The 26,111-nt window shown below is 69.0% G+C and carries 19 protein-coding genes; 11 read left to right on the forward strand and 8 right to left on the reverse strand.

From position 1 onward, the window contains the following. The first annotated feature begins 86 nt into the window (after nt 1-86). From AC1DYD_RS30160 to AC1DYD_RS30170, 3 genes are all read left to right on the forward strand, one after another. Nucleotides 87-3,293: an efflux RND transporter permease subunit gene (locus AC1DYD_RS30160; RefSeq protein ID WP_478176424.1), complete on the forward strand. Its 3,207-nt coding sequence runs from the start codon at nt 87-89 to the stop codon at nt 3,291-3,293. A gap of 502 nt (nt 3,294-3,795) precedes the next feature. After that, nucleotides 3,796-7,086, forward strand: coding sequence for an efflux RND transporter permease subunit (locus tag AC1DYD_RS30165; RefSeq protein ID WP_478176425.1), 3,291 nt, complete (start codon nt 3,796-3,798; stop codon nt 7,084-7,086). Further along, nucleotides 7,083-8,531, forward strand: a complete 1,449-nt coding sequence (locus tag AC1DYD_RS30170) for an efflux transporter outer membrane subunit (protein WP_478176426.1) — start codon at nt 7,083-7,085, stop codon at nt 8,529-8,531. Before AC1DYD_RS30165 ends, AC1DYD_RS30170 begins: the two co-directional genes overlap by 4 nt. 1 nt (nt 8,532) lies before the next feature. Here AC1DYD_RS30170 and AC1DYD_RS30175 read toward each other — a convergent pair whose 3' ends face one another. Continuing rightward, complete coding sequence (locus AC1DYD_RS30175; RefSeq protein ID WP_478176427.1) at nt 8,533-9,399, reverse strand: MurR/RpiR family transcriptional regulator; 867 nt, start codon at nt 9,397-9,399, stop codon at nt 8,533-8,535. Between the two features lie 124 nt (nt 9,400-9,523). On the opposite strand from AC1DYD_RS30175, the gene AC1DYD_RS30180 reads away from it, so the two are divergent. The 5 genes from AC1DYD_RS30180 (at nt 9,524) to AC1DYD_RS30200 (ending at nt 14,111) form a co-directional block, all read left to right on the forward strand. Then, nucleotides 9,524-10,870, forward strand: coding sequence for an aspartate aminotransferase family protein (locus AC1DYD_RS30180; RefSeq protein WP_478176428.1), 1,347 nt, complete (start codon nt 9,524-9,526; stop codon nt 10,868-10,870). Between the two features lie 57 nt (nt 10,871-10,927). Continuing rightward, nucleotides 10,928-11,836, forward strand: a complete 909-nt coding sequence (locus tag AC1DYD_RS30185) for a transporter substrate-binding domain-containing protein (protein ID WP_478176429.1) — start codon at nt 10,928-10,930, stop codon at nt 11,834-11,836. 8 nt (nt 11,837-11,844) lie between these two features. Next, nucleotides 11,845-12,486 (forward strand): aspartate/glutamate racemase family protein, encoded by a 642-nt coding sequence (locus AC1DYD_RS30190; protein ID WP_478176430.1) that lies wholly within the window; start codon nt 11,845-11,847, stop codon nt 12,484-12,486. Nucleotides 12,487-12,550: 64 nt separating this feature from the next. After that, entirely contained in the window at nt 12,551-13,228 is a 678-nt protein-coding gene (locus tag AC1DYD_RS30195) for a GNAT family N-acetyltransferase (protein ID WP_478176431.1), read from the forward strand. 58 nt (nt 13,229-13,286) lie between these two features. Continuing rightward, entirely contained in the window at nt 13,287-14,111 is an 825-nt protein-coding gene (locus AC1DYD_RS30200) for an undecaprenyl-diphosphate phosphatase (RefSeq protein WP_478176432.1), read from the forward strand. Nucleotides 14,112-14,148: 37 nt separating this feature from the next. Here AC1DYD_RS30200 and AC1DYD_RS30205 read toward each other — a convergent pair whose 3' ends face one another. Genes AC1DYD_RS30205 through mutS form a run of 3 tightly spaced genes read right to left on the reverse strand, consistent with a single transcriptional unit; the run spans nt 14,149 to nt 18,441 of the window. Then, nucleotides 14,149-14,955 (reverse strand): alpha/beta hydrolase, encoded by an 807-nt coding sequence (locus AC1DYD_RS30205; protein WP_478176433.1) that lies wholly within the window; start codon nt 14,953-14,955, stop codon nt 14,149-14,151. Nucleotides 14,956-14,983: 28 nt separating this feature from the next. After that, nucleotides 14,984-15,823 carry a proteasome-type protease gene (locus tag AC1DYD_RS30210; RefSeq protein WP_478176468.1) on the reverse strand — a complete coding sequence of 280 codons (840 nt, stop codon included), beginning with the start codon at nt 15,821-15,823 and terminating at the stop codon, nt 14,984-14,986. A gap of 26 nt (nt 15,824-15,849) precedes the next feature. After that, complete coding sequence (mutS, locus tag AC1DYD_RS30215; protein ID WP_478176434.1) at nt 15,850-18,441, reverse strand: DNA mismatch repair protein MutS; 2,592 nt, start codon at nt 18,439-18,441, stop codon at nt 15,850-15,852. 536 nt (nt 18,442-18,977) lie between these two features. On the opposite strand from mutS, the gene AC1DYD_RS30220 reads away from it, so the two are divergent. Both AC1DYD_RS30220 and AC1DYD_RS30225 read left to right on the forward strand, forming a co-directional pair. Further along, nucleotides 18,978-19,463, forward strand: coding sequence for a hypothetical protein (locus tag AC1DYD_RS30220; RefSeq protein WP_478176435.1), 486 nt, complete (start codon nt 18,978-18,980; stop codon nt 19,461-19,463). 352 nt (nt 19,464-19,815) lie between these two features. Continuing rightward, nucleotides 19,816-21,903 carry a tetratricopeptide repeat protein gene (locus tag AC1DYD_RS30225; protein ID WP_478176436.1) on the forward strand — a complete coding sequence of 696 codons (2,088 nt, stop codon included), beginning with the start codon at nt 19,816-19,818 and terminating at the stop codon, nt 21,901-21,903. 18 nt (nt 21,904-21,921) lie between these two features. Here AC1DYD_RS30225 and AC1DYD_RS30230 read toward each other — a convergent pair whose 3' ends face one another. The 3 genes from AC1DYD_RS30230 to AC1DYD_RS30240 all read right to left on the reverse strand — a co-directional run bounded on the left by AC1DYD_RS30230 (nt 21,922) and on the right by AC1DYD_RS30240 (nt 23,980). Beyond that, nucleotides 21,922-22,434, reverse strand: a complete 513-nt coding sequence (locus AC1DYD_RS30230; RefSeq protein WP_478176437.1) for a hypothetical protein — start codon at nt 22,432-22,434, stop codon at nt 21,922-21,924. Nucleotides 22,435-22,560: 126 nt separating this feature from the next. After that, complete coding sequence (locus AC1DYD_RS30235; RefSeq protein ID WP_478176438.1) at nt 22,561-23,394, reverse strand: siderophore-interacting protein; 834 nt, start codon at nt 23,392-23,394, stop codon at nt 22,561-22,563. A 4-nt stretch (nt 23,395-23,398) separates the two neighbouring features. Continuing rightward, on the reverse strand, nt 23,399-23,980 hold the full coding sequence (locus tag AC1DYD_RS30240; RefSeq protein ID WP_478176439.1) for a PadR family transcriptional regulator: 582 nt from the start codon (nt 23,978-23,980) through the stop codon (nt 23,399-23,401). A 224-nt stretch (nt 23,981-24,204) separates the two neighbouring features. On the opposite strand from AC1DYD_RS30240, the gene AC1DYD_RS30245 reads away from it, so the two are divergent. Next, on the forward strand, nt 24,205-24,426 hold the full coding sequence (locus tag AC1DYD_RS30245) for a hypothetical protein (protein ID WP_478176440.1): 222 nt from the start codon (nt 24,205-24,207) through the stop codon (nt 24,424-24,426). Nucleotides 24,427-24,794: 368 nt separating this feature from the next. Here AC1DYD_RS30245 and AC1DYD_RS30250 read toward each other — a convergent pair whose 3' ends face one another. Next, nucleotides 24,795-26,111: a sulfatase family protein gene (locus AC1DYD_RS30250; RefSeq protein WP_478176441.1), complete on the reverse strand. Its 1,317-nt coding sequence runs from the start codon at nt 26,109-26,111 to the stop codon at nt 24,795-24,797.

Consider the following 26,111-nt stretch of genomic DNA (forward strand, 5'->3'; position numbering starts at 1 on the left):
CCTCCGGCCCGCGCGGGCCGCGCACGCCCGGCGGGCCGGGTGGCGAGGGCCGCAGGCAGCGGCCTGCCCCGCAGTAAGGGGGCGTGGTGAGTCCCTCGCGTCCCTTCATCGAGCGGCCCGTCGCGACCGCGCTGCTGATGCTTGCGATCGTGCTCGCGGGCCTGGTTGGCTTCCGCTTCCTGCCGCTGGCGGCGCTGCCGCAGGTCGACTATCCGACGATCCAGGTGCAGACGCTCTATCCGGGCGCCAGCCCCGAGGTCATGAGCCGCACCGTGACCGCGCCGCTGGAGCGCCAGTTCGGCCAGATGGCGGGACTGGACCGCATGAGCTCGACCAGCGCCACCGGTGTCTCGATCGTCACGCTGCAGTTCGCGCTCGACCAGACCCTGGACGTCGCCGAGCAGCAGGTGCAGGCGGCGATCAACGCCGGCGGCTCGCTGCTGCCGGCCGACCTGCCGGCGCCGCCGGTGTACGCCAAGGTCAACCCGGCCGATGCGCCGATCCTGACCCTGGCCGTGAGCTCCGAGACCATGCCGCTGACCGAGGTGCAGAACCTCGTCAACACGCGGCTGGCGCAGAAGATCAGCCAGGTCGGCGGCGTCGGGCTGGTGTCGCTCTCGGGCGGCCAGCGCCCGGCGGTTCGGATCCAGGCCAACACCAACGCGCTGGCCGCGGTCGGCATCGGCCTGGACACGCTGCGCACCGCTATCGCTGCGGCCAACGCCAACAGCGCCAAGGGCGGCTTCGACGGCCCGAAGCGGGCCTACACCATCAACGCCAACGACCAGCTGGTCACGGCGGCCGACTACAAGAACCTGATCGTCGCCTGGAAGAACGGCGCGCCGGTGCGCATGAGCGACGTCGCGCGCGTCATCGACGGCGCCGAGAACACCCAGCTCGGCGCCTGGGCCGGGGTACAGCCCGACGGGAAGGCCGGTTCTCTTCCAGAGATACCGCAGAACCGGCTTTGCCGGGCTGCTGGTATCGCCCCCGGAGAGGGGGGAGGCGAGAGCGACACGCAGTGCGCGAAGCCTGGGGGTGAGCGTTTGTACCCCGCCATCATCCTCAACGTGCAGCGCCAGCCCGGCGCCAACGTGATCGGAACGGTCGACGGCATCAAGAAGCTGCTGCCCGAGCTGGAGGCCTCGCTGCCCGGCGCGCTGAAGGTCGAGGTGCTGAGCGACCGCACCACCGGCATCCGCGCCTCGGTCAACCACGTGCAGCTCGAGCTCGCGCTGGCGGTGGTGATGGTGGTGCTGGTGATCTTCTTCTTCCTGCACAGCGTGCGCGCCACGGTGATCGCCAGCATCGCGGTGCCGATCTCGCTGATCGGCACCTGCGGGCTGATGTACCTGCTGGGCTACAGCCTCAACAACCTGAGCCTGATGGCGCTGACCATCGCGACCGGCTTCGTGGTCGACGACGCGATCGTGATGATCGAGAACATCGCGCGCTACCTCGAAGAGGGCGAGCCGCCGTTCCAGGCCGCGCTGAAGGGCGCGACCCAGATCGGCTTCACCATCATCTCGCTGACGGTGTCGCTGGTCGCGGTGCTGATCCCGCTGCTGTTCATGGGCGACGTGGTCGGGCGCCTGTTCCGCGAGTTCGCGGTGACGCTGGCGATCACGATCCTGATCTCGGCGGTGGTCTCGCTGACGCTGGTGCCGATGATGTCGGCGCGCTGGCTCAGGCCGCAGGCCGAGGAGGGCGGGCGCTTCGGGGCCGCGGTGCAGCGCTTCTTCGACCGCGTGATCGCGCGCTACGACATCTGGCTGCAGTGGGTGTTCCGCCACCAGCCGCTGACGCTCGTGGTGGCGCTGCTGACGCTGGCGCTGACGGTGGCGCTCTACGTGTGGATTCCCAAGGGCCTGTTCCCGACCCAGGACACCGGCCAGCTCAAGGCCCGCGTGCAGGCCGCCCAGGAAGTGTCCTATGTGCGGATGGCCGAGCTGCAGCAGTCCGCCGCCAACATCATCCTGGCCGATCCGGACGTGCAGAGCCTGAGCTCGGTGGTCGGCGTCGACGCGGCCAACAACATGGCGCTCAACACCGGCAGCATGCTGATCAACCTGCGCGGCGGCCACGGCGACCAGGCCGTGGTGATGCAGCGGCTGCGCGAGCGGGTGCGCGACGGCGTGGCCGGCGTGTCGCTCTACCTGCAGCCGACGCAGGACCTGACCATCGATGCCGAGACCGGCCCGACCGAGTTCCGCGTCTCGCTCGAAGGTGCCGACACGACGACAGTGAACGAGTGGGCGCAGAAGCTGGTCGAGCGCCTGCGCAGCGTGCCGCAGGTGCGCAATCCGACCACCGACGCCGGCGCCAAGGGCCTGTCGGCCTATGTCGACATCGACCGCAACACGGCGTCGCGGCTGTCGGTGACGGCGAGCTCGGTCGACGATGCGCTCTACAGCGCCTTCGGCCAGCGCATCGTGTCGACCATCTTCACCGAGACCAACCAGTACCGCGTGATCCTCGAGGCCCAGCGCGAGGCGCTGTCCTCGCCGGAGGGCCTGGGCACGCTGCAGCTGCGCACCGGCGCCGGCACGGCGACGCCGCTGTCGGCGCTGGCCTCGGTGCGCGAGCAGTTCGCGCCGCTGCAGGTCACGCGCGTGGCGCAGTACCCGGGCGCGACCGTCGGCTTCGACACGCCGCCGGGCGTGTCGCTCGGCAAGTCGGTGGCGGCGATCCGCGCCGCGGCGAAGGAGATCGCGCTGCCGCCGAGCGTGAGCATGACCTTCCTCGGTGCCGCCGGCGCCTACGAGAAGTCGCTGACCAACCAGCTGTGGCTGATCCTGGCCGCGGTGGTCTGCGTCTACATCGTGCTGGGCGTGCTCTACGAGAGCTACATCCATCCGCTGACCATCCTGTCGACCCTGCCTTCGGCCGGTGTCGGTGCGCTGCTGGCGCTGATGCTGACCGGCAACGACCTCGGGGTGATCGGCATCATCGGCATCATCCTCCTGATCGGCATCGTGAAGAAGAACGCGATCATGATGATCGACTTCGCGATCGACGCCGAGCGCCACCAGGGCAAGGGGCCGCTGGAGGCGATCCACCAGGCGGCGCTGCTGCGCTTCCGGCCGATCCTCATGACCACGCTGGCGGCGTTGTTCGCAGCGCTGCCGCTGATGCTGGGCTGGGGCGAGGGCGCCGAGCTGCGGCGGCCGCTGGGCCTGGCGATTTTTGGTGGGCTGGTGGTGAGCCAGGTGCTGACGCTGTTCACCACGCCGGTGATCTACCTGGCCTTCGATCGGTTGGGGCGGCGGTTTGGGCAGAGGGCAGCGGGATGACTTGTGGTCAACTTTCGATCAAGGACGCGTTCCCCCTGGAAGTGCGCCCGGCACGCGGTACGGGCCGAGCGACCCCACTGCGCCGGCCCTTCGGGCTGCCTTGCGCTGCTCGCCTTTCGCGGGGTCTCGCTCAAACAGTCGCGAGCCCTGATCCGCGAAAGGCTGCGCTGCTCAGCGGCGCAGAGGGGATCGCCCGACCCGCACCGCATGCCGGGCTTGGGGGTGTGCGAGCAATGCCTACGTCTCCAACGCCGATGCAACCCCGACCTGTCCGCGGTGGTGGGCGGTATGCCCCGGACCGGCCGTTGAGGCACCGCCGAGCAGCGCAGCGGTACGCGGATCAGGGCTCGCGACTGTTTGAGCCGAAGGCGAGTTTGAGCGAGACCCCGCGTACCGCGAGCAGCGCAGGGAAGCCCGAAGGGCCGGTGACGTCGGCCGGTCCGGGGCATACCGCCCGCCGCCGCGCCCCCTGTCCCGGCGCAAGGCAGCCAAGAGAGGCCACATGAACCTCTCCAAACCTTTCGTAGAGCGCCCGATCGCCACGATGCTGCTCACCATCGGCATCGCGCTGGCCGGCATCGTCGCCTTCTTCGTGCTGCCGGTGTCGCCGCTGCCGCAGGTGGACTACCCGACGATCTCGGTGCAGGCCAGCCTGGCTGGCGCCAGCCCCAGCACCATGGCCTCGAGTGTCGCCACGCCGCTGGAGCGGCGGCTCGGCATCATCCCCGGCGTCAACGAGCTGACCTCGACCAGCTCCAACGGCTCGGCCCGGGTCACGCTGCAGTTCGACCTGAGCCGCAACATCGACAGCGCCGCGCGCGAGGTGCAGGCCGCGATCAACGCCGCCCGCGCCGACCTGCCGGCCACCTTGCGCAGCAACCCGACCTACCGCAAGCGCAACCCGACCGCGGCGCCGGTCATCATCCTCGCGCTGACCTCGAAGACCCGCACGCCGGGTCAGATCTACGAGGCAGTGTCCAACATCGTGAGCCAGCGCCTGTCGCAGGTCGAAGGCGTCGGCGAGGTCGAGATCGGCGGCGGCTCGCTGCCCGCGGTGCGGGTCGAGCTCGAGCCCTTCGCGCTCAACCGCTTCGGCATCAGCACCGAGGACGTGCGGGCCGCTATTCAGGCCAACAACGCCAACCGGCCCAAGGGCGCCATCGAGAGCGCCGACCGCCGGCTCCAGATCTACACGCCGGCACCGGGCCGCCATGCCGCCGAGTACCGCGACATGGTGATCGCCTGGCGCAACAATGCCGCAGTGCGCCTGGGCGACGTCGCGCGCGTGATCGACAGCGTCGAGAACACCCGCACCCTGGGCCTCTTCAACGGCGAGCCGGCGGTGATCGTGCTGGTGACGCAGTCGCCCGGCGCCAACATCATCGAGACCGTCGACGGCGTGCGCGAGCTGCTGCCCGAGCTGCGCGCGCAATTGCCGCAGGACATCGAAGTCCAGGTCGCCTCCGACCGCACCAACTCCATCCGTGCCTCGCTGCGCGAGATCGAGGCCACCTTGATGATCTCGGTGGTGCTGGTGGTGCTGGTGGTCGGCCTGTTCCTGCGCAAGGCGCGCGCCACCATCGTGCCCGCGGTCGCCACCGTCGTCTCGCTGCTCGGCACCTTCGGCGTCATGTACCTGCTGGGCTACAGCCTCAACAACCTGAGCCTGATGGCGCTGACCGTCGCCACCGGCTTCGTGGTCGACGATGCGATCGTGGTGCTCGAGAACACCACGCGCCACGTCGAGGCCGGCATGAACCGCATCGAGGCGGCGCTGCGCGGCGCCCGCGAGGTCGGCTTCACGGTGCTGTCGATCAGCCTGTCGCTGGTGGCGGTGTTCATCCCGCTGCTGTTCATGGGCGGGCAGGTCGGGCGGCTGTTCCGCGAGTTCGCGGTCACGCTGTCGGCCTCGGTGCTGATCTCGCTGGTGATCTCGCTCACCACCACGCCGATGCTGTGCGCGATGTTGTTGCGCAGCAAGGCCGAGGAGGGCGATCGCAAGCCGCCCGGGCGCCTGCGCGCCGGCTTCGGCCGGCTGGCCGAGCGGGCCTGGAACGGCACGCTGCGCACCTACGCCCACAGCCTCGACTGGGCGCTGGCCAGCAAGGGCGTGGTGATCGCGGTGCTGCTGGCCGTGATCGGGCTCAACGTCTATCTCTTCAACGCGATCCCCAAGGGCTACTTTCCGCAGCAGGACAACGGCCAGCTCAACGCCGGGCTGCGCGCCGACCAGAGCATCTCCTCGGGCGCGATCGCCGACAAGCTGCGCCAGGCGGTGGACATCATCCGCAAGGACCCGGCGGTCGACACCGTGGTCGGCTTCTCGGGCGGCGGCCGCTCGGGCGGCGGCTTCATGTTCGTCAACCTCAAGCCGGTGGCGCAGCGCAGCGAGAAGACGCAGGCCGTGATCGACCGCCTGCGGCCCCAGCTCAACCAGCTGACCGGCCTGCGCGTGTTCCTGAGCCCGGTTCAGGACCTGCGCATGGGCGGACGCTCGAGCAACTCGAGCTACCAGTACACGCTCAAGAGCGACAACCTGGCCGATCTGCGCGCCTGGTCGACCAAGCTGGCCAACCGGCTGCGCGACGAGACCGCGCTGACCGACGTCGACAGCGACGATGCCGACAACGGCGTCGAGACCTTCGTCGACGTCGACCGCGAGGCCGCCGCGCGGCTCGGCGTGACCTCGGCCGCGGTCGACAACGCGCTCTACAACGCCTACGGCCAGCGCGCGGTGGCGACCATCTACGACGAGCTCAACCAGTACTCGGTGGTGATGGAATGGGCGCCGCGCTTCCAGCGCTCGCCGATCGTCCTGAAGGACCTGTACGTGCCCTCGACGTTGAAGACGACCACCGACGCCAGTGGCCAGTCGACGACCAGTTCGGTCGAGAACACGACCGACGCCAACACCGGCACCTCGACCACGGTGTCGGCCAATCCGGCCCTGCGCACCGCCTCCACCGGCCAGCAGATCGCCACCGACACCACGCGCATGGTGCCGCTCTCGGCCTTCGCCAAGCTCAGCGAGCGGGCGGTGCCGACCTCGATCGACCACCAGGACACCGAGCTCGCGAGCACGGTCTCGTTCAGCCTGGCCGACGGCGTCAGCCTGTCGGACGCCAAGCGCATCGTGGCCCAGGCCGAGGCCGACATCGCGATGCCGATCAACGTGCGCGGCAGCTTCCAGGGTACGGCGCTGGCGGCGCAGCAGTCGCAGGGGCAGCAGTGGTTCCTGATCGTCGCGGCGTTGATCGTGATCTACATCGTGCTGGGCGTGCTCTACGAGAGCCTGGTGCATCCGATCACGGTGCTGACCACGCTGCCCTCGGCCGGCGTCGGCGCGGTGCTGGCGCTGCTGCTGTTCCGGATGGAGTTCTCGATCATCGCGTTGATCGGCGTCTTCCTGCTGATCGGCATCGTCAAGAAGAACGCGATCCTGATCATCGACTTCGCGCTCGAGGCCGAGCGCTCGCGCGGGCTCAGCGCCGTCGAGGCGGTACGCGAGGCCTGCCTGCTGCGCTTCCGCCCGATCCTGATGACGACGCTGGCGGCCGCGCTCGGCGCACTGCCGCTGGCGATCGGCTTCGGCCTCGGCTCGGAGCTGCGCCAGCCGCTGGGCGTCGCCATCATCGGCGGGCTGATCGCCAGCCAGCTGCTGACCCTGCTGACCACGCCGGTCGTCTACGTGCTGCTCGACAAGCTGCGCCGGCGGCCCGCCAACGAAAAATCCCTGAGCCGCGGCGCCGGATCCTCCCTGACCGGCGCGCCCGAGATCGCATCGAATCCATGACTGCAGCCAAACGTCCTTTCCCCCGTCTTCCCGTGGCACTGGCCCTGGCGGCACTGCTGGCCGGCTGTGCCGTCGGCCCGACCTATGAGCGGCCGCCGGTGGCCGCGCCGGCGGCCTGGAAGTCGGCGCCCGCCGAAGCGGGTTGGCAGCCTGCCGCGCCGGCCGATGCCTTCGACCGCGGCGAATGGTGGAAGCTCTTCGGCGACGCCACGCTGGACGACCTGGCCTCACGCGTGCAGGTCTCGAACCAGAACATCGCCGCCGCGGTCGCCAACTACGCGCAGGCGCAGGCGCTGGTGCGCGGCCAGCGCGCGGCCTTGTTCCCGCAGGTCACGCTCGACGCCAGCGCGCGCCGTACCGGGGGCCGCGACATCTCGGCCGCCACCGCCTCCGCGGCCGTGCTGGGCGTCGACTGGCAACCGGACGTCTGGGGCCGCCTGCGCCAGGCGGTCGACAGCGCGCAGGCCACGGCCCAGGCCAGCGAAGCCGACCTCGCAGGGGCCCGCCTGTCTTCGGTCGGCGAACTGGCCACCAACTACTTCTCGCTGCGCGAGGCCGACGCCGAGCTGCGCATCCTCGACGACACGCTGGAAGGCTACGAGCGCAGCCTGCAGATCACGCGCAACCGCTATGCGGCCAGCATCGCGGCCCAGAGCGACGTGCTGCAGGCCGAGACGCTGTACGCCAATACCCAGGCCGAGCGCGCCGCGCTCCAGCGCAACCGCGATGCGCTCGAGCATGCGATCGCGGTGCTGGTCGGCGTGGCGCCGGCCGACTTCAGCCTGCCCGTGGCCGAGTGGAAGATGGCGGTGCCCGGTGTGCCGGCCGAGTTGCCCTCGACACTGCTGGAGCGCCGGCCCGACATCGCATCGGCCGAGCGGCAGGTGGCGGCGGCCAATGCGCAGATCGGCATCGCGCGCTCGGCCTACTACCCGAACTTCAGCCTGAGCGGCGGCATCAGCACCAGCGCGTCCCGCCTGGGCGACCTGTTCAATGCCTCGAACACGCTGTGGTCGCTGGGCCTCTCGGTGGCGCAGGTGGTGTTCGACGCCGGCGCGATCGGCGCCAGCGTCGATGCCGCCAAGGCCGGGCACGAAGCCTCGGTGGCGCGCTATCGCCAGACGGTGCTGGCGGCCTTCCTGAGCGTCGAGGACCAGCTCACCGCCGGCACCAGCCTGGCGCAGCAGGAGGTGCTGCGCCGCCAGAGCTCGGCTGCGGCCGACCGCACCGAACAGCAGTTCCTGAACCGCTATCGCGCCGGCACCATCGACTACACCAGCGTGGTGGTGGCGCAGGTGTCCGCGCTCAATTCGCGGCGGACCCTGCTGCAGGTGCAGGCCAATCGCCAGCTCGCGGCGGTGACGTTGATCCAGTCGCTGGGCGGCGGCTGGCATGCCGAGTGGCTGGCGCCGTCGCCGAAGCCGGTAGCAGCGGCCAGTTCCTGAGTCAGCCCCCGCGCAGCCTCGGCGCCTGCAGGTAGGCCCCCGACTCGAACAGCTGCGTCTCGGCCTGGTCGATGCGCTTGACCACCGGCTTGCCGGCGCGACTGGCCAGCAGCTCGAGCAAGGCTTCGGCCAGTGCCGTGCCGGCGGCGACCGAAGGAAAGAAAGAGGGGCTCTGGATCGCGAACAGCAGCGTCTCGTCCGCCAGCAGCGACAATGGAGAGGCCGCGCTGTCGGTCAGCGCCAGCAGCTTGCAGCCGGCGGCCTTGGCCGCTTCGGCCACCTGCAGCGCTTCGCGCGAGTAGGGCGCGAAGCTGGCGACGACCAGCGCATCGCCCTTGGCCATCGCCCGCTGCTGCATCTCTAGCGAGCCGCCCTGGCCGTCGATCAGCTGCACGCTGCTGCGGAACATGCGGTACACGTAGACGAAGGCGAAGGCGATCGGGAAGCAGGCCCTGAAGCCCGCCGCGTGCACGGTATTCGCCTTCTCGAGCAGGGCACAGGCCTTCTGCAGCGTGGCGGCGCTCTGGCGCTGCGTGGCCTCGAGGTTGTGGCGCTGCACCTCGAACATCTCCTCGACCAGGCCGCGGTCGGTCGCCCGGCCGACCAGCGTGCGGGCCCGCTCGCCGTAGGCCTCGGGCCCGAGCCCCATGTCCGACGCCACCGCCTCCTTGAACTGCGGCCAGCCCGCATAGCCCAGGTGCTGCGCGAAGCGAACCAGCGTGGCCGGGGTGCCCCCGGCCCGCGTGCCGACGGTGCGCATCGAGTGCGTGACCACGTCGTTCGGATGGTCGAGCACGTACCGGGCCACCTGCTGCAGCGCAGGGCTCAGGCCGGCAAAGCGCTGGCGGAGATCGTCCTTGACGCCCATGGGATTCCTCTCTTGGTTTGGAACAAATGTACCGGATCGAACAGATGTGTTCCAGAATCGCTTGACGGAACAAATGTTCCAAACAATAATAATATCGGTGCATTAGTTCCAGTCACAGAACGCCATGACGCACGTCTTCCACCGCCATCTCCGCCACACGCCGCCGGTCGCCGTTGCCGCCAGCGGCATGACGATCCGCGATGCCGCCGGCCGCGACTACCTCGACGCCTCGGGCGGTGCCGCGGTCTCGTCGCTGGGGCACGGGCATCCGGACGTGATCGCGGCCATGCATGCGCAGATCGACCAACTGGCCTACGCCCACACCAGCTTCTTCACCAGCGAGGTCGCCGAGCAGCTCGCGGACGAGCTCGCTGGAAGCGCACCCGAAGGCATGAGCCATGTCTACCTGGTGAGCGGGGGCTCCGAGGCCGTCGAGTCGGCGCTCAAGATGGCGCGGCAGTACTTCGTCGAGATCGGGCAGCCGCAGCGCACCCACTTCATCGCCCGCCGCCAGAGCTACCACGGCAACACGCTGGGCGCGCTGGCGGTCGGCGGCAATGCCTGGCGGCGCGAGCCTTTCGCGCCGATCCTGGTGCCGGCCACCCACATTGCTCCGTGCTATCCCTACCGCGAACAGCGCGAGGGCGAGAGCGCCGCGCAGTACGGCCTGCGGCTCGCGGCCGAGCTCGAGGCGGCGATCCTGGCGCAAGGCGCCGGCCGCGTGATCGCCTTCGTGGCCGAGACCGTCGGCGGCGCCACGGCCGGCGTGCTGACGCCGGTGCCGGGCTATTTCAAGGCCGTGCGAGAGGTCTGCGACCGCCATGGCGTGCTGCTGATCCTCGACGAGGTGATGTGCGGCATGGGCCGCTGCGGCACGCTCTACGCCTGCGAGCAGGAGGGCGTGGTGCCCGACCTGGTCACGGTCGCCAAGGGGCTCGGCGGCGGCTACCAGCCGATCGGTGCGGTGCTCGCGCAGCGCCGGATCGTCGAGGCGATGTCGCAGGGCAGCGGCTTCTTCCAGCACGGCCATACCTACCTCGGCCATCCGGTGGCCTGTGCGGCCGCGCTCGCGGTGCAGCGGGTGATCCGCCGCGACGGCCTGCTGGCCAAGGTACGCGACGACGGCGAGGCGTTCGGCGCCATGCTGCGCGCGGCGCTCGGCAACCATCCGCACGTGGGCGACATCCGCGGCCGCGGCTTCTTCTGGGGTATCGAGCTGGTGGCCGAACGGACCGCCAAGACGCCGTTCGCGCCCGGGCTGCAGCTGCATGCCTGGATCAAGAGGGAGGCGATGGCGCGGGGCCTGCTGTGCTATCCCTTCGGTGGCACGGTCGATGGCCGGCAGGGCGACCACGTGCTGCTGGCGCCGCCCTTCATCGCCACGCGGCAGGACCTGCAGGAAATCGCGACCCGGCTGGCCGCCGCGATCGACACCGTCACGCGCGCGGTCGATGCACCACAGGCGCGCTGAAGCGCCGACCGAACCTCCCCTGTTTTCGTTCTTCAACCCGCTTCGAGGAGTTGCTCCATGGCCTTCGCTCGTCTGTCCACCCTTGCCTGCGCCGCCCTGATCGCGGGCTGCGCGCTGGTTCCGCTCACCTCCGCCCAGGCCCAGGAGGGCGGCACGCTGGCCAAGGTCAAGGCCAGCGGCGCCATCACCTTCGGCTACCGTGAATCGTCCTTCGGCTTTTCCTACCTCGACGGCAACCTGAAGCCGATCGGCTACAGCATCGACATCTGCAACCGGATCGTCGAGGCCCTCAAGACCGAACTCCGGATGCCGGCCATCGAGGTCCGCTACCAGGCCGTGACCTCCGCCAACCGCATTCCGCTGGTGGCCAACGGCACGGTCGACATCGAATGCGGCTCCACCACCAACCTGGTCGAGCGGCAGAAGCAGGTGGCGTTCTCGCCGGACATCTTCCGCTACAACGTGCGCATGCTGGTCAAGGCCGATTCGGGCATCCGGAGCGTCGCCGACCTGCAGGGCAAGACCGTGGTCACGACCACCGGCACCACCTCGTTCCGGCTGCTGCGCGAGGCCGACAAGGGCAAGAACCTCGAGGTGGTCAATGTGGCGGCGAAGGACCACACCGAGTCCTTCCTGCTGGTCGAGAACGGCCGCGCCCAGGCCTTCGTGCTGGACGACATCCTGCTGGCGGGACAGATCGCCAATGCGCGCAATCCGAAGGACTTCCTGATCACCGGCGAAAGCCTGCGCACCGAGAACCAGTCGCTGATGCTGCGCAAGGACGACCCCGAGTTCAAGGCGCTGGTGGACCGCGTGGTCGGCGGCATGATGAAATCGGGCGAGATGGAGAAGCTCTACAACCGCTGGTTCATGGCCCCCATCCCGCCCAAGAACATCAACATCAACTATCCGCTCAATGCAGAGACCCGGGACGCTTTCGTGAACCCTTCGTCGAAGGGGATCTGAGCACTGCCATGACCCGCATCGCACTCATCCACGCCCTGGCGCATTCCGTCGCCCCCATCAACGAAGCGATGGCCCGCGACTGGCCCGAAGCCGTCCGCATGAACCTGCTGGACGACAGCCTCTCGGCCGACCTCGCACGCACCGGGCGAGGGCTCGACGAGGCGATGCACGAACGCTTCCAGCGGCTGGCGCAGTACGCGGTCGATTGCGGCGCCCAGGGCATCCTCTTCACCTGCTCGGCTTTCGGACCGTGCATCGAGGCGGTGGCGCGGCGGCATGCGGGCATGCCCGTGCTGAAGCCCAACGAGGCGATGGTCGAGGAGGCCGCGGCCGGTGCCGGGCGGCTCGGACTGATCGCGAGCTTCGGGCCGACGCTGGCATCGATGCCGCCCGAATTCCCGCCCGGCGTCGTGCTCGAGCCGGCGCTCGCCGAAGGTGCGCTCGAGGCCTTGAATGCCGGCGATGGCGAACGGCACGATGCGCTGGTGGCCGCCCAGGCCCGGGCACTGCGCGCGCGCGGCTGCACCCGCATCGCGCTGGCCCAGTTCAGCATGGCGCGGGCCCGGGCGGCCTGCGAAGCGGCGACGGGGCTGCCGGTCCTGACCACGGTCGACAGCGCGGTGCGCGCATTGCGGCGGCGATCGGTCTGATTTCGCGGCGGATGGCGTCGAGCAGGTCGCTTCCCCGGTGCGAGCCGTTAGGATCGCAGCCACGATGCACCCACTGCTCGACAACATCGCCTGGAACACGCTCGCCGGCCCGCACGCGCGCTACGCGACGGGCACCGGTCGCGCCCGCCGCTACGCCCCGGGCTTTTCCCCGATCGTCGGCTTCGCGAATGCCGAAAGGCCCGATCTCGACGACCTGACGCCCTTCTGCGAGCCGGGCGACCGCTTCTATTGCATGGACTGGTCCGGCAGCGCACCCGCGGGCTGGCGGATCGACCTGGACGCGACCATGTTCCGGATGGTGTGGCAGGGCGCGATGCCCGACGATGACGGGGCACTCGGTGCCATGCCATTGCGGCCGGAACATGCCGCGCAGGCGGTCGAACTCGCCGTGCTGACCCGTCCGGGGCCCTTCGGACCGAGAACGCCCGAACTCGGCGACTACTTCGGCTGTTTCGAAGGTGATCGCCTGATCGCCATGGCCGGCGAGCGCATGTGCGCCGGCACCTTGCGCGAGATCAGCGGCGTGTGCACGCATCCCGATTTCCAGGGCCGCGGCCTTGCGCGCCGGCTGGCCGCAACACTGATTCGCCGCCAATTGCAGCGCGGCGAGACGCCCTTCCTCCATGTCATGCGGGACAACGAGAGCGCCCACCGGCTCTACGCACGCATGGGTTTCCGCGACCATCGCGAGGTGGTCGTGCGCGTGATCTCACCGTCCTGATCTGAACGGAGCCTGACCGCCGCGATCGCGATAATCGACGCTCTTTCAAGGAGTGCGCGTGGATATCGTATTGCTGGTCAAGGCCGCCGTCATGGGGATCGTCGAGGGGCTGACCGAATTTCTGCCGATCTCGTCGACCGGCCACCTGATTCTTGCGGGCTCGCTGCTCGGCTTCGACGACGACAAGGCCAAGGTCTTCGACATCGCGATCCAGACCGGTGCGATCTTCGCGGTGATCCTGGTCTATTGGCAGAAGATCCATTCGACCATCGTCACGCTGCCGCGCCAGCCCAAGGCGCGGCGCTTCGCGCTCAACGTCGCTGTAGGCTTCCTTCCCGCGGTGGTGCTGGGCCTGCTGTTCGGCAAGGCGATCAAGGCGCATCTGTTCACGCCGTCCGTGGTGGCCAGTACCTTCATCATCGGCGGCTTCATCATCCTGTGGGCCGAGCGGCGGCCGCCCGGCTCGGTGCGCATCGAGCACGTCGACGACATGACGCCCTGGGACGCGCTCAAGGTCGGCCTGGTGCAGTGCTTCGCGATGATTCCGGGCACCAGCCGCAGCGGCTCGACCATCATCGGTGGCATGCTGCTGGGACTGTCGCGCAAGGCGGCGACCGATTTCTCCTTCTTCCTCGCCATTCCGACCCTGATCGGCGCCGGCGTCTACAGCCTCTACAAGGAGCGCGCGCTGTTGTCGGCGGCCGACATCCCGCTGTTCGCGGTCGGCCTGGTGTTCTCGTTCCTGAGCGCCTGGCTGTGCGTGCGCTGGCTGCTGCGCTACATCAGCACCCACGACTTCATGCCCTTCGCCTGGTACCGGATCGCCTTCGGCATCGTGGTGCTGGCGACCGCGTGGAGCGGGGTCGTCACCTGGGCCGACTGATCGCCGGCCGTCTACCCTGGGACGGCGACCATGATGTCTAGACCAGCAGGTTGCGCAACGCCGCCTCGACCGCCGCCGCTGTAGCGATCGGCTTTTCCATCGGGTACAGGTGGGTGCCGTCGAGCATCATGATGCGGCCCTTGGTGACCTGCAGGGTCATCGCCATGCCGACGCGTTTCATCTCCACCGACTGGCGGCCGCCGATGAAGGCTGCGCGGCACTTGAGCGGATGGGCGCGCAAGAGGGCGCCCAGGTTGTGCGGGATGGTGTCGTAGATCGCGGTCTCGACGTCGCGATCAAAACTCAAGGCTCGCGCGTCATCGAGGTCGAAGGTGCCGTGCTCGATGTAGTCGCGCAGCACGCGCTCGTCCCACTTCGCAAAGGCCTTCTTGCTGCGGAAGTGCTCGAACACCGCCTCGCGGTGCTCCCAGCTGTTCTTGCGCTTGCGGCTGATCATGCCGGGCGAGACGCTCTTCATGAGCGGCGTGCGCTTCATGAGGTTGATGGTGCCGGCGCGCCAGCCGCCGATCAGCGGCGAATCGAGCAGCACCACGCCCTTGGCGAGCGCCGGGTGCAGGGCGGCGCACATCAGGCTCAGGAAGCCGCCGAGCGAATGGCCGACCAGCAGCACCGGCGCCCCGGCGCGATCGGCACGGGCTTGCGCGAAGTCGGCCAGCTGCTGCACCAGGTGCGGCCAGTTGTCGGTGACGGGGTACTTCGGGTCGTGGCCGAATTTCTCGATCGCCTCGATGTCGAAGCCGCGGTTGCGCAGGCTGTCGAGCATCACGCGGTAGGTGCTCGCGGGAAAGCTGTTCCCGTGGGAGAAGATGAGGGGAGGAAGCATGGGAAATGCGGGCCGCCCCGCTGCGCTGCTAGATGAGCTTTTCTTCGGGCGTGGAGATCTTGCGCAGCGGGCTGTGCCGCGTGGCGGGCATCTTCAGCGGGTGCTCGGTGTAGGCGTCGTCCCAGACCGGGTCCTCGATGCTGTCGAACACCTCGCGCAGCTTCTGGCCCCAGCTGTTGTGCATCATCCGGTAGTAGGGGTTGTCGGCGTCGATGCAGACCACCTTGTCGGTGCGCAGGGCGTTGGCTTCGTACACCACCAGGTCGAGCGGCAGTCCGACCGACAGGTTCGACTTCATGGTCGAGTCCATCGACACCAGCGCGCATTTCGCGGCTTCGTCGAGCGGCGTATCGGGCGTCAGCACGCGGTCGAGCACCGGCTTGCCGTATTTCGACTCGCCGACCTGGAAGTAGGGCGTCTCGGTGGTCGCCTCGATGAAGTTGCCGGCCGCGTAGACCAGGAACAGGCGCATGCCTTCGCCCTTGACCTGGCCGCCGAAGACGAAGGACACGTTGAAGTCCAGCCCGGCGTGCTTGAGCGCCTCGGCATCCCGGTCGTAGACGTGGCGCACGGCCGAGCCCAGCACGCGGGCGGCGTCGAACATGCTCCTGGCGTTCCAGATCGTGATCGGCGGACTTTCCTCGCCGTCCTCGCGGGTCTCGCGCAGTTCCTCGATCTGGAGGATCTCGCGCACCGACTGCGAGATGCTCAGGTTGCCGGCCGACAGCAGCACCATGACGCGGTCGCCCGGCTGCTCGTAGACGATCATCTTGCGGAAGGTGCTGATGTGATCCACGCCCGCATTGGTGCGCGAATCGGACAGGAACACCAGTCCGGCGTTGAGTTTGATGCCGACGCAGTAGGTCATGAGGTCGTCTTGCACGAATCGGACCATCAGCCCTGTTCGCGCGCCTGGAGTTTTTTCAGTGTGTAGAGGGCTTCGAGCGCCTCGCGGGGGCTCAACGCATCCGGATCGATCGCGGTCAGGGCGGATTCTACGGCGCTCGCCAATGGCGCCTCGGCGGCCGGCGGCGGTGCGAACAGGTCGACCTGGGCGCGGGTATGCGTCTGCTGCGCCTCCAGCGCCTCGAGCGCCTGCCGCGCATGGTTGACCACCGCGGCCGGCATGCCGGCCAGCCGCGCCACCTGGATGCCGTAGCTCTTGCTGGCCGGGCCGGGCTGCATCTCGTGCAGGAAGACGATGTCGCGGCCGGCCTCGGTGGCGCTCACGTGCATGTTGACCGCGCCGTGGTGCGTCGCCGGGAACTCGGTGAGCTCGAAGTAATGGGTCGCGAAGAGGGTGAAGGCGCGCGTGCGGTCGTGCAGCTGGGCGGCGATGCCGGCGGCCAGCGCCAGGCCGTCGAAGGTGCTGGTGCCGCGGCCGATCTCGTCCATCAGCACCAGCGAATGGGCGGTGGCGCCGTGCAGGATCTGCGCCGCCTCGGTCATCTCGAGCATGAAGGTCGATTGCGCATTGGCCAGGTCGTCGGCGGCGCCGATGCGCGTGTGGATGGCGTCGATCGGCCCCAGGCGGCAGGCCGCGGCCGGCACGTGCGAGCCGATCGAGGCCAGCAGCACGATGATCGCCACCTGCCGCATGTAGGTCGACTTGCCGCCCATGTTGGGGCCGGTGATGACCTGCATGCGCTGCTGCGGGCCCATGCGGGTGTCGTTGGCGATGAACGCTCCCGACGATTTTTCGGCCAGGCGGGCCTCGACCACCGGGTGGCGGCCCTGCTCGATCTCGATGCAGGGATGGGAGACGAAACCGGGCGCGCGCCAGTGCAGCGTGTGCGAGCGTTCGGCCAGCGCGCAGAGCCCGTCGAGGGTCGCGATCGCGCCGGCCAGCCGGGCCAGCGCCGCGACCGAGGGCTGCAGGGCGTCGAGCAGCTGCTCGTAGAGCCACTTCTCGCGTGCCAGCGCGCGGTCCTGGGCCGACAGCGCCTTGTCCTCGAAGGCCTTGAGCTCCGGCGTGATGTAGCGCTCGGCATTCTTCAGCGTCTGGCGGCGGCGGTAGTTGTCGGGCACCTTCGCCAGCGCGCTTTGCGTGACCTCGATGTAGAAGCCGTGCACGCGGTTGAACTGCACCCGCAGGTTGCTGATGCCGGTGCGTTCGCGCTCGCTGGCTTCGAGCTGGAGCAGGAAGTCGTCGCAGTTCTCGCTGATCGCGCGCAGCTCGTCGAGTTCGGCATCGTGGCCGTTGGCGATCACGCCGCCGTCGCGGATCAGCGCCGAGGGTTCGGGGGTGATCGCGGCGACCAGCAGTTCGACGCAGCCGGCCGGTGGCGCGAGCTGGCCGGCCATCTGCGCCAGCAGCGCGGCCGAGCCGGGCAGGGCGGGCGCCAGCTTTTCGGCCTTGGCCAGCGCCATCCGCAATGCCACCAGCTCGCGCGGGCGCACTTGCCGCAGCGAGATACGGGCCGCGATCCGTTCGACGTCGCTGGTGTTCTTGAGCTGCTCGCGCAGGGTGCGCCAGGGCGCGGCCGTGCCGCCGGGCGGCGGCGCCTGCAGCGCGGCGATGGCTTCGAGCCGGGCCTGTGCGGCGATGCGGTCGCGCCGCGGCGCCAGCAGCCAGCGCTTGAGCAGCCGGCTGCCCATCCCGGTCATGCAGGTGTCGAGCAGCGAGAACAGGGTCGGCGAGTCTTCGCCGCGCAGGGTCTGGACCAGCTCGAGGTTGCGCCGGGTGGTCGGCGGCAGCTCGATCAGCTCGCCATCGCGTTCCACCGTGAGCCGCTGCACGTGTGCGAGCGCCCGGCCCTGGGTGTGCTCGGCGTAGCCCAGCAGGGCGGCGGCGGCGGCGTGCGCGTTGGTCAGCGACTCGGCATTCCAGGCCGCCAGGTTGACGCTGCCCATCTGCTCGCAGAGCTTGCGCTCGCCGAGGCCGCCGTCGAACTGCCAGGCCGGCCGCAGCGAGAGCGTGAAGGGCGTGGCACTGCGGGCGGCCTTCAGGCGCTGCTCGAAGGCCGGTGTGACCTCGGCGCTGTAGAGCAGCTCGCTCGGCGCGATGCGCGCGATCCAGGCTTCGAGCGCATCGGCCGGGCACTCGGCCAGCCGCAGCTCGGCGCCGGTGACGCTGAGCCAGGCGAGCCCGCAGAAGTTGCGCGAGCCGGCATGCACCGCGAGCAGCAGCGACTCGCTCTTGTCGTTGAGCAGTTCGGCGTCGGTCAGGGTGCCGGGCGTCACCACGCGCACCACCTTGCGCTCGACCGGGCCCTTGGCGGCACCGACCTCGCCGACCTGCTCGCAGATCGCGACCGATTCGCCGAGCTTGATCAGCCGTCCGAGGTAGGTGTCGACCGAATGAAAGGGCACGCCGCACATGACGACCGGCTGGCCGGCCGACTGGCCGCGCTGGGTCAGCGTGATGTCGAGCAGGCGGGCTGCCTTTTCGGCGTCGGCGTAGAAGAGTTCGTAGAAGTCACCCATCCGGTAGAACAGCAGGGTGTCCGGGTGGTCCGCCTTGAGGCCGAGGTACTGGGCCATCATGGGCGTATGGCCCGAAAGGTCAGGCTTCGCAGCTGCTTGAGCGGAAAGGCCTTTTTGAGCTATCCCGTTGATTTCATTGGGGATGTCGCGATTCATGACGGTCTGATTCAACTTGCGGGTACCTAACAAGATTTGGCTGCGCTTGCGCGAAAAGCGTAGGTTTTGACCTGCTGATTCTGAAAGTTGCGCGGAGGGGCTGAACGGGTCATCAGGAAAGCTGCGCCGGCAGCCGATTCATTTGCGCTTCGACGCGCGCGCCGCAAAGCGCTTGCACGCGGGCCAGCACATTATGGTGGACGGCTGTCCGGGGCCTTGGCTCGAGGCCTCCGGCATCCGAGGCCAGCAAGCCCGTTCGACAACTGCAAGCCCGCCTGATCCATCGACCTGGGTCCACGGGCTCATCGCCTGGTGGACGGCGGCCTCATGTGCTCCATGGGTTCGCCAATGGATCGGATTGGCGAATTGCTTGCAATCGGCTCGGAAAGTTCTCGGCTTTAACCAGACATGGTTCGCTTTGCACGCACGCGTTTCGATAGATGCTGGCTGCCGTTGGCGATCAACGATTCATTCAGGGAGATTTGATGAGGGAACGCGGCGACAGCGACGGCTGGATCTTGCTCGGATTGCTGGCGGCGATGGCTCTGGCGGCCTTCGTCATGTGGTGGTTTTCCAGGCTGCTTGGGCTGGACTTCGCGACCGGCACCAGGGTATTTTCCGGCCTCATCGCGCTCCTCGGAGCCGGGTATTTCATTTGGAAGGTCGAACTGCTTGAGCCCGGTGCCCTGATCTGGCTGATGTTCGCCGGCCTTTGGGTCTGCTTCTGGCCGGCGCTGAGCTACTGGGGTGCTGCGTCCTACCCATCGTCGATGCGAGGGGGAGACATCGCGGTCACTTGGTGGAGCGGCGCATACGTCAAATGGGGCGTGTTGGCTGCGACCTTGGCGATCGGCTACCGGCTGCGCATGCGTCGCAAGCGGTTTTATGGTCGAACACTTCAGAAGGCGCGCCGCCCGCCCGCGTGAGCGTTGGGACATAGAGGGGCGCCCCGAACAAGCGCCCTTTGTCGGATCTGCACTTGCCCTCGCGCACTTTGTCACAAGTATGCGGAAGACGCTCTGAAGGCGAGCGGGATTCCTGCGCCCCCCTTCGCGCTGGAGGAGGAAAAGCAGCGCTGCATCGATGTTCGTGGCAGCTCGTCCACCGCAGGGTCGTCGTCGGCCTTGGCTCTGCGCGGTCCAGGTTCCATCCTGGGAGACCTGTGGTTGTCTTGAAGGGGGACGGGGCCGCACAATGGCGCCGCCCGATGGGCGTCATTCATGGTGGAAGGGCCGCCTCGCGCTGCGGCGGCCCGTTCCGTGGCTCTCGCAGCGCTGGATGCAGACGACGATGCAACTGGTGGCCCAGGCCGAACAACATTTCCGAACCGGGCAGATCGCCCAGGCGGAGAGCCTGCTGCGGCAGGCGGTCGAGCGCGATCCCCGCAATGGCCGGGCCTGCGAGCTCCTGGCCTACATCTGCGGCAATCGCCAGGAGTTCGCCGCCTGCGAGGATTTCCTGCAGCAGGCCGCCGCGCTGCCCTCTTGCTCCCCGGAGGCGCTGTTCTACCTGGGCCGGGTCCAGGCGCAGCGCGGCCGGGCGCGCGAGGCCATCGCTTCCTTCGGCCGTTCGCTCAAGCTGGCCGGCCCGTACTTCGAGGGACTGCACGAACTGGGCGTGGCGCACGGCGCGCTGTCGGAACACGAGCAGGCGCTCGATGCCTTTCGCCGCGCCGAGCGCCTGAATCCCCGCTCTCCCGAGCTGCAATCCAACCTGGCCGGCACGCTGGCCACCCTGCATCGCTTCGGCGCCGCCGTGCAGCACTATGAGCGCGCGCTGGTGCTCGATCCTGGGCGCGTGAACGACTGGAGCGATCGCGGCGCCGCGCTGACCGAACTCGGCCGCGGCGCCGAAGCGCTCGAAAGCTATCGTCGCGCGTTGTCGCTCGCCCCAGAGGACGTCCCGGCCTGGATGAACCAGGCCATCACGCTGACCCTGCTCAAGCGGCCGGCCGAGGCGCTGGCGTGCTACGACCGGGTCGAACAGCTGGCGCCGCAAAGGGACTATCTGGCCGGCCAACGGCTGCACGCCGCGATGGCGGTGTGCCGGTGGGACGACTGGGCGCAGCAGGTGAGCCGGGTGGTGGCCCGGGTCGATGCCGGCGAAAAGGCGGCGACCCCCTTCACCCTGATGCCGGTGCCCGCCGGCCCCGCCACCCTGCTGCGCTCGGCCCGGATCTATGCGCAGGACCAGTGTCCGCCGCAGCCGGCGGTCGAGCGCGCCGTCGAGGCTCGAGATCCGGCCCGGCGCCTGCGGGTGGGCTACTTCTCGTCCGACTTCCGCAACCATCCGACGTCGCAGTTGATCGCCCGCGTGTTCGAATGCCATGACCGGAGCCGTTTCGAGACTTTCGGCTTCGCGCTCGGGTCGCATCCTCAGGACGCCGTTGGCGCGCGCGTCGCCGAGGCGCTCGAGCACTTCAGCAATGTCTCCGGGCGCAGCGACGCCGAGATCGCGGCGCTGGCGCGAGCCGCCGGCATCGACATCGCGGTGGATCTCAACGGCTTCACCGAGGGCTTCCGCTCGAACATCTTCGCCGGCCGCGCAGCACCGTTGCAGGTCAACTATCTCGGCTTTCCGGGATCGATGGGCTGCGACTTCATGGACTACATCCTGGCCGACGCGACCCTCATCCCCGAGGACGAGTTCTGCCACTACGCCGAAAAGGTGGTGTGGCTGCCGGACAGTTATTTCCCAAACGACGACACCAAGGCGATCGGCAGCGATCCGGGCAGCCGCGCCGAACTGGGCCTGCCACCGGACGCGCTGGTGTTCGCCTGCTTCAACAACATTCACAAGATCACGCCCGATGTGTTCGATGTCTGGATGCGCCTGCTGCACGCCGTGCCCGGCAGCGTGTTGTGGCTGCTCGAGAGCAACGACGAAGCCCAGCGCGCGCTCGGCGCCGAGGCCGCCCGGCGCGGCGTCGATCCGCAGCGCATCGTCTGGGCCGCGCGCATGCCGCTGGCCGACCATCTGGCGCGCCACCGGCACGCGGACCTGTTCCTTGACACCTTCCACTACAACGCGCACACGACCTGCAGCGACGCGCTGTGGGGCGGCGTCCCGGTGTTGACGCTGGCCGGCGCCACCTTTCCGGCGCGTGTCGGCGCCAGCCTGCTGGCGGCGGTCGGGCTGCCCGAACTCGTGACCCGCAGCGTGGCGGCGTACGAAGGTCTCGCACTCGAACTGGCGACCTCGCCGGCCCGCCTGGCCGCGCTGCGCGAGCGGCTGCAGCATCAGCGGACGAACTCGCCGCTGTTCGATTCGGAGCGTTTCGCGCGTCGGCTCGAATCCGCCTTCGATGCGATGTGGCAGCGGCATCGCCAAGGCCTGGCACCGGATCACATCCGGGTCGCGGGCTGAGCCGAGGACGAGAGCGCCTCAGGCCTGGCCGCGCCGCCGCCGGGCGACCCGCACGGCGTCGACCCAGGTGTCGATGTTGAAACGCTGGCCGGAGTCGGCGATGCGGGCGGACGTGATGCGATGCAGCGGCAGCCGCCGCATGTCGCCGGGGAGTTCCCCGTGGCCGATGACGAGCTTCTTCTGCAGGTCCAGGTGATCGACCTGCAGCGTGCATTCGACCTTTCGGTCGTGGCCGTCGACGTAGCGGACCCGGATGCGTGGCGTTTCGTCGACGATCGCGTGTTCGCCCTTGCCCTGGATGAACCACTCGGGCAGGGTGTCGGGGACCGAGTCCCCCGAGGCACCGAGCCCGCCGCGCACGGTCGGGATCTCCAGCGGCACATGGCCCGAACGCACCCTTGCGGCTTCGATGCGCCGCTCCGCCTCGCGGCGCATCGCCATGCGCCGCCATGCCCACATGGCGCCGAAAAGCAGCAGCGCCCCGGTCAACACGGCAAACAAGTACTGCCAGTGTGCAGGTCCGGTGCTCATCTCTTGCCCCCTTGGTTCAATCGACGTCTAAGGCATAAGTACTCAGAGAAGGGGGGATTTTCGAGCGCTGTCGGCCGACAGTCAAACGGCCGCGCGGCATAGCGCGTTTGGGGGGTGGACGCGCGCTCAGTCGTCGTGGGTGTCGTGGGTGGCGGCGGCGCCGCGGCGCCAGTAGCCGGCCGCCTTGACCCACTTCGGATGGGCGCCGCGTTCTCCCACCAGGTGGGCGCGGATCGCCTTGGCGGCGGTGGATTCGCAGGCCACCCAGGCGTGGAAATCGCCCTCGGGCAGTGTCAGCTGGCGCAGCGCGTCGAGCAGCGGCGAGCCGGTGCCGGGCGCTGTGCCGCGGCGATGCACCCACTGGAGGTCCAGCGATGCCTGCGTGTCGAAGGCGATTTCGTCGGCTTCGCTATCGACTTCAGCCAGCACCACGGCACGCGCGCCGACTGGCAGTTCGGCCAGGCGCCGCGAGATCGCCGGCAGGGCGGTGTCGTCGCCGATCAGCAGATGCCAGTCGAAGGCGGTCGGGATGATGAAGGAGCCGCGGGGTCCGCCCACGCCGACCCTCTCGCCGGGACGGGCCGACTCGGCCCATTGCGTGGCCGGACCGGCATCGTGCAGGGCGAAGTCGATCTCGAGCGTGCCCGCGGCGGCGTCATGGCGGCGCGGCGTGTAGTCGCGCATCGCCGGCTTCGGGCCGGGCGGCCAGACCGGGCCTTCGGGCCCTGTCGTCGGTACCGTGAGTTGTCCGGTCACTGCGTCCGGGAAGAAGATCTTCGCGTGGTCGTCGAAGCCGGGGCTGTTGAAGCCCGCCAGTTCGTCGCCGCCGAGCGTGATGCGGATCAGATGCGGTGTGATGCGCCGCACGGCCCGCACCTCGAGCTTGCGAAAGCGAAGTTCGTGGCGCACCCGGCGCGGCAGGCGGTCGGGGGTGGAGGAGGCGGTGGAGGTATCGGTCATGGGGTCAAACGCGTTCCAGTTGCTGGGCGGCGCTGTCGAGCACTGCGGCGAATTCGTGGGCTTGTTGTTCGGTGAGGGGCGCCGCCAGGCGCAGGCGCATCGCGAGCTTGAGGTTCTCGATGGCGCGGACCACCTGCGGCGGCCGGCCGGCGCGCGGGCCGGCACCGTCGACGCCGCCGGCCATGCGGGCCATCAACTCGTCGGTGGTCGCGCGGTTGGCGGCCAGGAATTCCAGGCCGCCCGCAGTGACGCTGTAGCGCTTGCGCCCGCCGCCATCGGCGGCATCGACGCTGACATAGCCCAGTTCCTCGAGCAGTGTGAGGGTGGGGTAGACGATGCCCGGGCTCGGGCTGTAGCGGCCGCCGAGGCGCTCCTCGATGGCCTTGATCAGCTCGTAGCCGTGGCTCGGCTTGTCGGCGATCAGCTGCAGCAGCACGAAGCGCAGGCCGCCGTGGCCGAAGATCCGGCCGCCGCCGCCAACGCCGCGTCCGCCGCGGTGCTCGATCGCGCCGGCCCGCCCGCCGCCCAGCCCATCGCCGTGTTCGCCGCGCGGATGGCCGTGCAGGAAGCTTCTGTGAACTCGCATGGAAGATGTCTTTCTGTTTGATATCTGATTCGATAAAGATATATCTAAATCGCATCAAAGTCAAATCTTGGATGACCCACGTCGCGCCTATGTCGCGCGCATCCGGGGCCTTCGAGAGCGATCTGCGCCTACACGGTGCAAAGCGTGACGAAATCCCATTCCTTGTGCGTGGTCATGGCGTCGCGGGGGCTTGAAAACTAGGGTAAACCCCTAAAATAGACACCATGACCGCTTCCACTGCCTATTTCTCCCGTAACCCCAAGTTCACCGACACCTTCGAGCGCGACCTGGCCAACGACGAAGCCAGCCACCTTGGCCGCAACGAGCCTTCGGTGTTCGCCCCGGCCCTGGAGAGCCTGCGTGCCGCCTTTTGGGCGCTGGTCCGCACGGTCCACTTCCTGCGCGCCTCGGCCCAGCGCCCCCCGCAGCCCCTGCAAGCCAGCTGACCCAGGCGGTACAAACGGCAAAGCCCGCTTCGGCGGGCTTTTTCACGGCCGGCGCAGCCCGGCCCGCTGGTGAAAACACCGCGGAACCGGCTCTGCCGGGCCGCTGGTGTTGCCCCCGGCAGGGGGTGGGCGCCCCGACACGCAGTGCGGGGCAACCTGGGGGCGAGCAACAGTGACACCGCGGAACCGGCTCTGCCGGGCCGCTGGTGTTGCCCCCGGTAGGGGGTGGGCGCCCCGACACGCAGTGCGGGGCAACCTGGGGGCGAGCAACAGTGACACCGCGGAACCGGCTCTGCCGGGCCGCTGGTGTTGCCCCCGGCAGGGGGTGGGCGCCCCGACACGCAGTGCGGGGCAACCTGGGGGCGAGCCTATCTCCCCGGCATGTCCTTGATCGAGTAGCCAAGGCTCACGGTCGCATCCTCCGGAATCGGCGGCATCGTCGCATTCCAGGCCAGCCAGCCCTCGCGCATGGCGGCCAGGCGTTCCGGCTCCTTGCGCGCCAGGTTCGCCCGCTCGCGCTCGTCGGCCGGGATGTTGAACAGGTACTCGTTGCCGTCCACCTGCAGGTACTTCCAGTCGCCGTCGCGCAGCGCGCGCTGGCCGCGGTGGTTCATGCGCCAGTGCAGCGGCCGCGCGAAGGTCTTGCCCGGGTCGCGCAGCACCGGCAGCAGCGACACGCCGTCGAGCGGGTACCGAGGATCGGCCGGGACGCCGGCGGCGTCGAGCATCGTGGCCGACCAGTCCATCGTCATGCACTGCTGCTCGCTGACCGAGCCGGCGGCGATGCCCTGCGGCCAGTGTGCGATCCAGGGCACCCGGATCCCGCCCTCGGTCAGGTCCATCTTGCCGCCGACCAGCGGCCAGTTGTCGGAGAAGCGCTCGCCGCCGTTGTCGCTGGTGAACACCACCAGCGTGTTGTCGGCCATGCCGTGCTTCTCGAGCGCCGCCATGATCCAGCCGATGCCTTCGTCCATGTGGTGGATCATGCGGCGGTAGGTGTGGATGTTGCCGCCCGTGAGGTCGAACAAGTTGTCCTTCACCGCCGGCGCCTTGGCCGCGTCGTCGCGCGTTTCCCAGGGCCAGTGCGGCGCCGTGTAGTGCAGGCTCAGGAAGAAGGGCGCCTCCTGCTGCGCCATCCGTTCGACGTAGTCGGCCGCGCGGCGCGACAGCAGGTCGGTCAGGTAGCCCTCCTGCGGGCAGTCCTCCTCGCCCGACCAGAGGTCGTGCCGGCCGCTCGAATCGCAGTGCGTGAAGTAGTCGACGCCGCCCGACATCGGGCCGAAGAACTCCTCGTAGCCCGAACGCAGCGGACCGAAGGCGGGCGGATAGCCCAGGTGCCACTTGCCGACCAGCGCCGTGCGGTAGCCGGCGCCGCGCAGCAGCGAGGGCAGGGTCGGGTGATCGGTCGGCAGGCCGAGCGTGTTGCTGCCGCGGCTCTTGCTGTTGATCGGCTCCTCGGCGGCGCCGCGCAGCCGGTACTGGTAGCGTGCGGTGATCATCGCGAAGCGGGTCGGCGAGCACACCGGCGAGTTCGCATAGCCCTGCGTGAAGCGGATGCCGTTCGCGGCCAGGCCGTCGAGCACCGGCGAGACCGGCCCGAAGGCCGCGTCGCGGCCGCCATAGCAGCCGAGGTCGGCATGGCCGAGGTCGTCGGCGACGATGAAGATGATGTTGGGTCGCTGCAT

Source organism: Variovorax sp. P4_B11, from assembly GCF_056402355.1.